Here is a 10,371-nt window from a genome sequence, read left to right as displayed (position 1 = left end):
GAAAGAATCCACATCGGCACGCCTGCTCAATCGCTACACAGGGTCATCCGCACACGGCCTCTGCGGACACAAGCCGCCTGTTCGCAACGGACGTCATCAACGGCGGCCTCCCCATCCACATCGGCGCCGCCCTGCTCGGTCACCTGAATATCCAGACCACCCGCGGCTACGTCGCCGTCTTCGACGACGACGTCGTCCGCCACTACCAGCAGTTCCTCGACCGCCGACGGGCCCAGCGGCCCGAGAGCGAGTACCGCGAGCCGACCAAGACGGAATGGTCGGAGTTCAACGAGCACTTCGACAAGCGTCGCGTCGAACTCGGCTCCTGCGGACGCCCCTACGGAACTCCCCTGCCAGCACGAACACGCCCTGCATCCGCTGCCCCCATGCTGAGCATCAACCCGAAGATGCTGCCCCGCCTGGACGAACTGGAGGAAGACCTCCTCGCCCGCCGCGAACGCGCCGTCGCCGAAGACTGGCGAGGGGAAATCGACGGCCTCGACCTCACCCTCACCTTCCTGCGCAGCAAGCGCGAACAAGCATGCCGCTTCGAGCGGACCGGCCCGGTCCCGCTCGGGCTCCCCACACTCCCTCACCAGAATCCCCAGCTCACAGAAGGTGATCAGGAGAGCGGAGACAAGAAGCGCGGTCTGATGCAGGGCCTGATCGGTCAAAAACATGCCGTTCATCCCCGCCGCCTTCAGCTCCGCGAAGCCCTTCGACCCGATGTGCTCCAACAGCCACCGCACCGGTCACCGGCGATCGACGAACGCGTGCGTCACCGCCGACACAGCGAGCCCCGCCGCCAGCCCGGGCCAGAACATCTGAAGCGGGAGAACGGCCCACACCAGGCTCAGCATCACGGCCATCACCAGGTGGTACTGAGCGACGTGTCCGAGGCAGGCACCCCAGCCCCGCCGTGGGCTCACGCCGTCGGCGACCTCGGTCGCCGACGGCGCCGCCTTCCCGGCGGCCTGGCGGTCGGTCTGCCCGATCACGTGGTCCGCGAGGTTGTGACCGACGGAGAGAACCCCCACACCGCCCCGAAGGTCGCCAGCATCGCAACCTGCTCGTTTGAGATCATCGCGAACTCCCTCGAACCATCTGGTGCCGACCAGTACGGTCTGCGACATGCGCCGTTTCGTGCTCGACTCCAACGCCATCGATCCCATAGCCGACACCGCCGGGGCCTACGAGGCTGCGCGCGCCGCGATCGACGACGGCAAGATCGAACTCCTGATTACGCACGTCAACATCGATGAGCTCGCCGCAATCCCGGACCTGAATCGCCGCTCGTTCCTGCTCCTGCTGCTCTGTGACCTCGGCACCCTTGTCGCCACGGGCGCTGCCGCCCTGGACTACTCGCGACTGAACTTCTGTCGCTTCCACGACGACGAGGAAGTCACCGAGGCCCTGCGGTCCGGCAACATCGACCACACGCGCGACGCTCTGATCGCCGTCACAGCGGACTTTGAGAAATGCGCCCTCGTCACGAACGAGAAGCGCCTCACCAATCGATCGCGAGACCGCGGGATCGAAGTCCTCACGACACGCGACCTGCTTGCTGAGATCGGGTTCCAGATGCCCTAACCACTCAACCTGGGCCCGGGGCTGGCTTCCGCAGCTGATGCCCTGGAAAATAGGGTGCGGTCGGCTGAGTTGGGGTGATAGGTAAGCGATGTGACAGAGAATCTTGAGTTTTCCGCCCTGCTGCAACTGATCGACGAGCGGTCGGCCGCGTTCCGGAGTGCGGTTGCCGCCGCGCCCAGCCTTGACGCGCCGGTGCCGTCCTGCCCCGAGTGGACGTTGTTCGATCTGGTGCAGCACCTGGGTACGGGCCAGCGCTGGTGGGCCGCGATCGTCGCCGCGGGCCCGGCCGAGGCTCCGCCGGCCAAGGATGCCGCGCAGGTGCCGCGCGAGCCCGAGGCGCTGCTGGCCTGGTACGCCGAGTCGAACGAGCTGCTGCTGAGTGCGCTGCGCGGGGCTGGCCCGGAGCGCGAGTGCTGGGCGTGGTGGGGCGCCGGCGTGTCGCCGGCGAATGCCCGGGGCGTTGCCCGACGCCGGGTGCACGAGGTGCTGGTACACACCTACGACGCCCAGCTCGCCGCAGGCGCCGTGCAGCCGATGCCGACGGACGTCGCGATCGACGGCGTGGCCGAGTTTCTCGACACCTGCAACTCCACCCCGGCGCCCTGGCCGCACGAGGCCGCCACCATCCACTACCACGCCACCGAGGGCCGCTCCTGGCTCCTCGCGTTGGACGGCACCGGCGCCTGGCCCGCACCCCTCACGGACGACGCCGCGCCCGCCTCCGCTTCAGCCACGGGCACGGCCGAGCAGCTGCTCCTCTTCGTCTGGGGCCGCCTCACGCTGAGCGACCTGAAGATCGAGGGCGACCAGCAGGTGTTCGAGCAGCTGATCGCCTGGGAGCCCGAGGAGTAGCCAGTCAATACCGCCAGCGGACGGCCTTGATGACGTCCGCGTCGGTGAACATCGCGAACAGCTCCGCCTCCGCGCGGCGGACGGCCAGTACGGCCTCGTACAACTCGGGCCCGAGCGCCTCCCGCAGCACTGCCGACTCAGCCAAGAAACCAGGCTTTCTGTTAGGTGCTCTTAGTGCAGAGAAGTGTGGCGGGGATCCTCCGGGTGGCGTCGCTGGGCGTACGCGGACGGGGTTCATCCGACGTGGACGCGGGGTCGCCGGTCGCGGTCCGGTTCGGCTTCACGCAGCACTTCGCGGGTGACGGGTGCTACTTCGCCCTGGCCGAAGAGGAAGAACCGGAGGAATTGGGCGAAGGGGTTGCCCTCGGTCCATTCGAAGTAGATGTGCGGCCGCTGGCCGGTCAGGTCCCGTACCTGCAGCATCAGCGCCGCGAGGGCGTTGGGGATGGTGGAGCTCTCCAGAGCGAGCACACGGTAGCGGCCGTGGAGCAGTTCGCCGGCCACTCTCACCTCGCTTTCGAAGTCGGAGGGGTCGAGGACGGTGACCTCGACGAAGACGAAGTCCTCCTGTTCGGAGAGGTCGTTGTCGGCGCGGATCTGCTGGAGTTTGTCTCGGTACTCGGCCTCGTCGCGGCGGTCCGGTTCGTTGGCGATGAACCGGATCTTGCGGCTGGCGTTGTCACGTACGAATCGCTCGGCCGCCTCGTCGAGCACCACATCGGTGACCCGCAGTTCGAAGGCGCGGGCGATGCGGGACAGTAATGAGATGGCGATGATCCCCGCGATGAAGCAGGCGCCGATCTTCACACCGTCGGGTCGTTCGACGATATTCGCCCCTGTCGTGTACAGGAAGACCAGCGCGATGGCGGCGAAACCGGCCGTCCAGCCGCGCTGCCCGGCGCGCCGTGCGGCGATGGTGACGGCGACCGCGGCGGAGGTGATGAGCACGAGGACACCGGTGGCGTAGGCGCCGCTCTGGGCGTCTACATCGGCGTTGAAGATCCACGTCACCAGGAAGGCGACGGCGATGAAGACCAGCACCATGGGGCGCACCGCGCGTGCCCAGTGGGGTGCCATGCCGTAGCGCGGCAGGTAGCGGGGCATCAGGTTGAGCAGGCCGGCCATTGCCGAGGCCCCGGCGAACCACAGGATGGCGATGGTGGAGGCGTCGTAGACGCTGCCGAAGCCGGAGCCCAGGTACTGGTGGGCCAGGTAGGCCAGGGCCCGTCCGTTGGCCTGGCCCCCGGCCTTGAACTCGTGCTGCGGGATGAGCAGGGTCGTGATCACGCTGGTCACGATGAGGAAGACGCTCATGATCACCGCCGCCGTGGTCAGCAGCTTCTTGGCATCCCGGATGCGCCCGGCGGGTTGAGCCTCGGTGTCGCCGGCATCGCCCTCGATATGGGGCATGACCGCCACGCCCGTCTCGAACCCGGACAGGCCCAGCGCGAGCTTCGGGAAGATCAGCAGAGCCAGACCGATCATGGCCAGCGGGTTGCCGTGTTCGGTGGTGAGTGCCGAGGACCAGTCAGTGATGAGGTGCGGCGCTCTGATCACGTGCCACAGCCCCACCACCGCGACCACGACATTCAGCGCCAGGTAGACCCCCACCAGCGCCACCGAAATCCCGATGGCCTCGGTGAATCCCTTGAGGAACACCGCGCCGAGCAGCCCGACCAGCACCAAGGTGATGGCCGTCTGATGGCCGTGCAGGGTGCCGGTGAAGTGCGGGTTCTCCACCAGGTGCGCAGTGGCGTCGGCGGCCGACAGCGTGATCGTGATCAGGAAGTCCGTCGCGGCGAACCCCAGGAGAGCCAGCACGAACAACTTGCCCTTCCAGAACGACAACAGCCGCTCCAGCATCGCGATCGAGCCCTCACCGTGCGGGCTCTCCTCCGCCACCCGCCGGTACACCGGCAGCGCACCCGCGAGCGTCACGGCCACCAGCACGACTGTGGCCAGCGGGGACAGCAGTCCCGCCGCCAGGGCGGCGATGCCCGGCTGGTAACCCAGGGTCGAGAAGTAGTCCAGCCCCGTCAGGCACATCACCCGCCACCACCGCTGCCCGCGATGCGCGCCGGGGGCCTTCGCCTGCTGTCCCGGCTCCTGCTTGCCCATGTCGGCCAGGCCCTCCAGCAGCCACGTACGCAAACGCCGCGTTGTTCTGCCCTGAGAGCCGGATTCCGCAGGGGCGGAAAGCGTCACCGTGTACTCCCGTTGTACTGATCGAATGGCGAACCAGCCGTCGATCCGACGGCCGGGTCAGCGTACGCAATCCGACCCGCCTCACACCCGATCCTGCGCACCAGGGCGCGCCCGTGTCTCGTCCGGCGTCCGGCGTCCGGCGTCAGCCGGCCCGGTGCAGGTTCACTGTGCCTGGCAGGCCGTCGCGATGGGCGACGGAGGCTACCCATGGGCCGGGCAGCGACAGATCCGATACTGACCAGGTAAGCGGCCTGCCGGACAGGCCTGCCACGATCCTGGCGGTCCCCTCGGACCGCGGATGCGTCTCTATCGCGGTGAGATCGGTGGTGATGCCGATGCCAACCGCCTTGAGCACCGCTTCCTTGCGCGTCCACATCCGCAGGAACGACTTTGTCCGGGCCGTCCCTTCGAGCACGGTGCGCAGGTATGTGTCCTCGGAGCGGGTGAGCACCGCGGATGCCAGCGCGTCGGTGCGCACAGCGCGCATGTGCTCGACGTCGACGCCGACCGGAGAGTCCGAGACCGCGAGCATGCTGCACCCCTCGGTGTGCGAGTTGCTGATCCACAGCGGGGTCTCCGGCCGTAGCACGGCTGGCGGCCCGTGTTCCGGGTCGCCACAGCACGGGCAGTTTCTGCGCCCCAACTCGATGAGGTCCGGCGGGACATCCAGCACCGTTGACAGGATTGTACGGATCCGCGCCCGTGAGGTGATGAACTCCGCTGCCCGGGCCGGGGACCGGGTGTGTGAGAGCCGTTCATGGTCGGAAGGCTGGAGTAGCGCGACGTCGGCCGGATCGGCGGTGCCGGTGATCGGCCACCACCAGACGTCTGTGCCGCGGGACAGCAACCAGCGTGAAGCGGACGACGTTTGGAAGGCTGGCGCTTGCAGATAGCTCACGTCAATGAAACCTATGGGCAAGCCTGCTTCCTTCCCCGGAGGTGTCACCAAGGTGACACGGGGAGGAGAGGGGCGGGTGCGGCCCCGGCGGGCGGCGCAGGGCGGTCTGTCAATATCCTGACAATGGACCGATGTCGCGGCCAGGAATTCACCCGGTGAGCCACAGCGGCACCGCACCTGCTTGGTCAGCTACTGGAGCAGCCCGCCCAGCCGGTCACCTGCGCAGGCCCTCGGAGCGAGCCAGATCGACCAGCATCCGGATCAACTCGTCATCCACGGCAGTCGAGTCCACGTCCTGCTGGCACATGTTCTCGCGCTCGGCCACATCAGTCATGCGGTGTTACTCCCTTGATCGGCAGTTCCACCGCGATTTTGTACAGTCTCGTTGCAGTATTGGGGCTTGGTCCCCCCAACTCTCTGGTGGTAAAGGGAGTTGTTCCTTGGGAGTCGTACAGCAATATGACAGATCCGTCGGGTGCGCAGGACGGTGGCGCGGCACCCCTGTCCACTAGTGGCTTGCGCGTTGCCCGGGCAGGAGTAGCAGCCATAGCTTGACGATGCCTCGCGAAGAGCTGATCGGGAGGAACCGCCCGTGTCTCCGGAGGCGAGGAACTTCCATCCTGATGGTGTACCTGTGCCGGACGCAAGAGGGCGTCCGCATGGTGGTGTCGGCCGCGGCGACCGGAGTATGCGCCGGACGGGGCCGCAGCGGATCCCCTTCGGCTCCATCAGGTCAGTCGTGTTCGCACGAGGAAACGGACTGTTTTGTGTATCGCCATATGAGCCATCGCCATCGGTGCGGAGATCGGCCGGTCTTCCAGAGATCACAGGAGCCGGCTTCTGTGGTGATTACCGGCCTGGGCGCGATCAGTCGTCTGGGGAATTCGGCCGCGGAACTCTGGGAAGGGCTACTGCTCGCGACCGGGAAGCCCACTCCGGCGCCGGAGGACTGCGGTCTGTCCCGGCGCCCGCCGGTCTACCAGGTCAGCGGTACCGCCCAGGAGCGATCCGAGTGGGACGGACGGCTCATCGGCAGAGCCAGCGTGATGGCCTGCCACGCGGTCGGGGAAGCGCTCTCCGACGCGGGCCTGGGCCGGGAGCAATGCGCCGACGCCGGTCTGACCGTGGGGACCACGCTCGGCGATATCGACCTGGCCGAAGCGGGCTCCGCCCCCGGTGTGGCTGCCGGTTCCGGCTCCTTCCGGGTCGCCTCCGCCATCGCCGGCCGGTACGGCCTGGGCGGGCCGAACCAGAGCCTGAGCACTGCCTGTTCAGCAGGGGCGTACGCCGTGAGCTGGGCCGCCGAGCTGATCGACAGCGGCCAGGCCGACGTGGTGATCGCCTGCGGAACCGACGGGTATTCACGTGTCGCGCTCGCCTCGCTGGACCGCTTCGGGCTGCTGGACCACCTGGTGTGCAGGCCGTTCGACGCCGGCCGACAGGGCATGGTGACCGGCGACGGCGCCGCCGCGGTGGTCCTCGAGTCCGCCGCACACGCCGCCCGCCGCGGCGCCGTTCCGTACGCCGTCGTCGAGAGCTACGGATGGAGCTGTGACGGCTATCATCCGACGGCGCCCGAGCCGGGAGGAGCACAGCTCGGGCGCGCTGTGGCCGAGGCACTGAACCGTGCCTCCGGCCCGCCCGGCGCCCTGGTGCTGCACCGTGCGGGAATCACGGTCAATGACATCGTCGAGAGCAACGTCGTCGCCGCGGCGCTCGGCGAGCGTGTGGACCGTACCCCCGCGCTCGGCATCAAGGCGGTCATCGGACATACGGCGGGCGCCGCCGGGGTCTTCGGATGCGTCACTGCCGCCCTGATACTGCGTCACCGGACGGTACCGCCCAACGCGCACGTGGCCACGCTCGATCCGGACTGCCCGCTCGATGTCCCTGTGGCCGGTCCGGTGCCGCTCACCGAGCCCCGGGTGCTGGTCAGCGCCACAGGGTTCGGCGGCAACAACGCCGTTCTCGTGCTGGGAGCGGCATCGTGAACCTTTCCGTCACAGGCGTAGGGCTGGTGGCCCCCGGGGTGCGGGGCGCGAGAGACCTCGTTCTCACCGACGCACCGGATCCGGCGGAAGCCGACCGGGACTGGTTCGACCCGGTGCTCCACCTGGGTCCGCGTGGCTGGAAGTACATGACTCCGGCCACCCGCTATCTGCTGGCCGCGGCCAACGCGGCAACCGGGCGGAGCCCGGGCGAGAAGCCGCCGCACGCCCACGATGCGACACGCCTCGGTGTCTGCGCCGGTACCCACCACTCCATCGGCGCCATGCACGCCCGTCTGGACCGCACCATTCGGGAGCAGGGCCCGGCTGGACTCAGCCCGGCCGAACTGCCGGGCTTCTCGGTGAACATGCCGGCCAGTCAGCTCGCGATCTCCATGGCCTGCCGGGCCTTCTCCGTCACCTTGACGAACCCGGTCGTGGGCGGTCTGGACGCCGTACTGTTCGCGATGTCCGCGCTGCGCCGCGGGCGGGCCGACCGGGTGCTCGCCACCGCCACCGAGGACGCCTGCGCGGCAGCCGGGACGCTGGGCGGAGCGGCGGCGCTGATGCTGGACATCGACGCCGATCAGGGTTCGCCACAACTCACCGGCGGGCTCTCGCGGTTCGTCCCGCGTGCCGCACACGGCGGCTGGGAACCCGCGGCTCTGACGACTGCGGCCGATCGGATCGCCGCACTGGGCGCAGGCGAACACACGGTGCGGTACGCCTTCTGCGGGTCGGCGGTCGCCGCGCCCGTTGACGAGTCGGTACAGAAAGCTTTCGCCGCCGCCGGCATCGCACTGAGGACCACCGCTTTCACCGGGGGCGACGCACGTTTCGGCACGGTGTCCGCACTGTTGCAACTGGCCGGGCTGCTGGAGGAGCCCGGTCCAGGTCTTGTCGTCGCGGTGTCGGATGACGGGCATCTCGCCGCGGTGACCCTGCTAGGGGCCGCGCGAGGAGGCCCGGCACGAGCATGAGAACCAACACGGGGGATTACAAAACATGCACGCTTCTCTACATAACGGGACCTATCCGATGTGGTCGTGCCGCGGCCGGACCACATATCAGGCGGCCGGCGCCGCGGAGGCCGGAGGGGTTTCCCAGCTGCGCCGACATCCGCACCAGCGCCCCGCACCATCCGACCTGCCGGTCCAGGAGACGCTGACCCGAGCCGCTCCAGCCTCCCGGCTCCGTGGCAGACCGCCCTACGGTTACCGGGCGGTCACCGGCACCGTTGACGGGAGGCAGCGACAGCGCCTCGTTCCCGATGACCGGACCGCGCCCGTCGTCGTGCGCATCTTCCACGAATACCTGGCGGACAAGGGGCTGCTGAGCATCGCCGAGGGTCTCACCCTGGACGGGATCTCCAGCCCCGGTGCGGCCAGGCGCGGTCTGGAATGCCGGGCAGCGGCCTGGTCCAAGAGCGCCGTGCGGGCGATCCTGGTGAACAGCCGCTACGCGGAACGCACCGCGATCGGGGACCCGGGCGGTGAGAAGTCGGAGTCCGTGACGATCGTGGCACCCGAAGTCTTCGATCGGGTGCAGCGAATGTTCGATCTGCGCAGGACGGTGTCCGCTGCGAACGCGGGCTCGGCCGAACGGTTCTACGCGCTGCGCGGCCTCGTGCGCTGCGCCCGTTGCAACCGGCTGATGCAGGGCACCTGGAACAACGACGAGCCCTACTACCGCTGCCGGTTCCCGGCCGAGTACGCCAGCGCCAACGAGATCGACCATCCGCGGAATGTGTACCTACGGGAGCAGTCGGTCGTCGGCCCGCTCACCTCATGGCTGCGCGAGTCCTGTGCGCGTGGCCGTCTCACGCAGCTGGTCTCCACCACACGATTCGGCGCCCACCACGAGGCGGCGATCGTGGCGGCCGCTCGCCGTGTGCGGAGGCTGCGGGAGTCCGGGGGAGAGGAGCAGGCCTCCGTTTTCCAGGAGCTGGGGCTGCGGCTCACCTATTCCGCCCACGACCGCATGTTGCAGGCCAAGGCAGTGCTGGGTCCTGCGGAACTTGTCATCCGCGGTTCGCTCGCACTGTGACCCGCCGCCGGAGCGCGGTCCGGAAATCCCGGCCTTTCCCAACACCCATGGGTGTACGCGTTTTAAACATGAACTCGCGTAGCGTCTGAAATGAGCGGGCCGCCGTGCATCAAGGCGGCCGGCGGACCCTCTGTTTTCCTCCTGACGGAAAGGGAGATTCGATGACCATCGATACCACTTTCAACCAGGACGAGTTGCGTGAACTCGTCGCCGACATACTCGATGTAAATCCCGAGTCGCTCACGGACGAAGCCCTCTTCATCGAGGACCTGGACGTCGATTCGCTGGTCGCTCTGGAACTGGCGGTCACACTTGAGCGCAACTACCAGGTAAAGATCAACGAGGCGGAGATCATGCAGGTCCGCCGGCTTCCGGATGTCCACGATCTGCTGGTACAGAAGCTGGCCGCCTGAATGAGCGCGGTCATGCTGCTGCCGGGGGCACGGGTGCTGCACCTGGATGACGCCGGTATTGACATAGAAATCCCGGTGGACCCCGAAGCCCCCGTTTTCGCCGGCCACTACCCTGCGTTCCCGCTCCTGCCCGGGGTCTTCACGCTGGACGCGGTGCACCAGGCAGTACTCCTGCACGCCGATGAGCAGCACGGTGTACGTCCCGAGCTGGAGGAGATCCGTTCCGTGCGCTTCGCCTCTCCGGTCTTTCCGGGAGACTTGCTCGCCATCGACTGCGTGATCACTCGCGCCGAAGGAGTCCGGGACGTGCGTGCGCGTTGCCGGACCGGCCGGGGGAAGACCGCGACCCTGCGGTTGCAGTACCGCGATCCGACGTAGG

General features: G+C 68.0%; 12 protein-coding genes. 7 read left to right on the top strand and 5 right to left on the bottom strand.

Features of this window, described 5'->3' with window-relative positions:
• Window positions 1-26 precede the first annotated feature (26 nt).
• Both QMK24_RS35060 and QMK24_RS35055 read right to left on the bottom strand, forming a co-directional pair.
• A complete protein-coding gene (locus QMK24_RS35060) occupies window positions 27-737 on the bottom strand; it encodes a hypothetical protein (protein ID WP_283470906.1) in 711 nt (236 codons plus the stop codon).
• Window positions 738-752: 15 nt separating this feature from the next.
• Window positions 753-998, bottom strand: a complete 246-nt coding sequence (locus QMK24_RS35055; RefSeq protein ID WP_283470905.1) for a hypothetical protein — start codon at window positions 996-998, stop codon at window positions 753-755.
• Window positions 999-1,131: 133 nt separating this feature from the next.
• Between QMK24_RS35055 and QMK24_RS35050 the strand changes: the two genes are divergently transcribed.
• Together QMK24_RS35050 and QMK24_RS35045 are read left to right on the top strand one after the other, a co-directional pair.
• Complete coding sequence (locus QMK24_RS35050) at window positions 1,132-1,590, top strand: hypothetical protein (protein ID WP_283470904.1); 459 nt, start codon at window positions 1,132-1,134, stop codon at window positions 1,588-1,590.
• A gap of 90 nt (window positions 1,591-1,680) precedes the next feature.
• The gene (locus QMK24_RS35045) at window positions 1,681-2,442 is read left to right on the top strand and encodes a maleylpyruvate isomerase family mycothiol-dependent enzyme (RefSeq protein ID WP_283470903.1); all 762 of its coding nucleotides are present in this window, start codon (window positions 1,681-1,683) and stop codon (window positions 2,440-2,442) included.
• Between the two features lie 4 nt (window positions 2,443-2,446).
• Here QMK24_RS35045 and QMK24_RS35040 read toward each other — a convergent pair whose 3' ends face one another.
• The 3 genes from QMK24_RS35040 to QMK24_RS35030 all read right to left on the bottom strand — a co-directional run bounded on the left by QMK24_RS35040 (window position 2,447) and on the right by QMK24_RS35030 (window position 5,320).
• On the bottom strand, window positions 2,447-2,587 hold the full coding sequence (locus QMK24_RS35040; protein WP_283470902.1) for a hypothetical protein: 141 nt from the start codon (window positions 2,585-2,587) through the stop codon (window positions 2,447-2,449).
• Between the two features lie 89 nt (window positions 2,588-2,676).
• A complete protein-coding gene (locus QMK24_RS35035; RefSeq protein WP_283470910.1) occupies window positions 2,677-4,560 on the bottom strand; it encodes an APC family permease in 1,884 nt (627 codons plus the stop codon).
• 229 nt (window positions 4,561-4,789) lie between these two features.
• Window positions 4,790-5,320: a 4'-phosphopantetheinyl transferase family protein gene (locus QMK24_RS35030; protein ID WP_283470901.1), complete on the bottom strand. Its 531-nt coding sequence runs from the start codon at window positions 5,318-5,320 to the stop codon at window positions 4,790-4,792.
• A 1,067-nt stretch (window positions 5,321-6,387) separates the two neighbouring features.
• Between QMK24_RS35030 and QMK24_RS35025 the strand changes: the two genes are divergently transcribed.
• From QMK24_RS35025 to QMK24_RS35005, 5 genes are all read left to right on the top strand, one after another.
• Window positions 6,388-7,536, top strand: coding sequence for a beta-ketoacyl-[acyl-carrier-protein] synthase family protein (locus QMK24_RS35025; RefSeq protein WP_283470900.1), 1,149 nt, complete (start codon window positions 6,388-6,390; stop codon window positions 7,534-7,536).
• Entirely contained in the window at window positions 7,533-8,513 is a 981-nt protein-coding gene (locus tag QMK24_RS35020) for a beta-ketoacyl synthase N-terminal-like domain-containing protein (RefSeq protein ID WP_283470899.1), read from the top strand. Before QMK24_RS35025 ends, QMK24_RS35020 begins: the two co-directional genes overlap by 4 nt.
• A 25-nt stretch (window positions 8,514-8,538) precedes the next feature.
• The gene (locus QMK24_RS35015) at window positions 8,539-9,579 is read left to right on the top strand and encodes a recombinase family protein (RefSeq protein WP_349307930.1); all 1,041 of its coding nucleotides are present in this window, start codon (window positions 8,539-8,541) and stop codon (window positions 9,577-9,579) included.
• Between the two features lie 161 nt (window positions 9,580-9,740).
• Window positions 9,741-9,992 carry an acyl carrier protein gene (locus QMK24_RS35010; RefSeq protein WP_283470898.1) on the top strand — a complete coding sequence of 84 codons (252 nt, stop codon included), beginning with the start codon at window positions 9,741-9,743 and terminating at the stop codon, window positions 9,990-9,992.
• Window positions 9,993-10,370 (top strand): 3-hydroxyacyl-ACP dehydratase FabZ family protein, encoded by a 378-nt coding sequence (locus tag QMK24_RS35005; RefSeq protein ID WP_283470897.1) that lies wholly within the window; start codon window positions 9,993-9,995, stop codon window positions 10,368-10,370.
• Window position 10,371 lies beyond the last annotated feature (1 nt).

It is taken from the genome of Streptomyces sp. PH10-H1 (genome assembly GCF_030063355.1).
Classification (GTDB): Bacteria; Actinomycetota; Actinomycetes; order Streptomycetales; family Streptomycetaceae; genus Actinacidiphila.
Note: the sequence above shows the minus strand (reverse complement) of the source record. Positions and strands in the feature narration are given on the sequence as shown.

Bases quoted from the DNA above. Each gene is read 5' to 3' on its own strand.
- QMK24_RS35050 (WP_283470904.1), top strand. From the start codon at position 1,132: ATGCGCCGTTTCGTGCTCGACTCCAACGCCATCGATCCCATAGCCGAC.
- QMK24_RS35035 (WP_283470910.1), bottom strand. From the start codon at position 4,560: ATGGGCAAGCAGGAGCCGGGACAGCAGGCGAAGGCCCCCGGCGCGCAT.
- QMK24_RS35015 (WP_349307930.1), top strand. From the start codon at position 8,539: ATGCACGCTTCTCTACATAACGGGACCTATCCGATGTGGTCGTGCCGC.
- QMK24_RS35010 (WP_283470898.1), top strand. From the start codon at position 9,741: ATGACCATCGATACCACTTTCAACCAGGACGAGTTGCGTGAACTCGTC.
- QMK24_RS35005 (WP_283470897.1), top strand. From the start codon at position 9,993: ATGAGCGCGGTCATGCTGCTGCCGGGGGCACGGGTGCTGCACCTGGAT.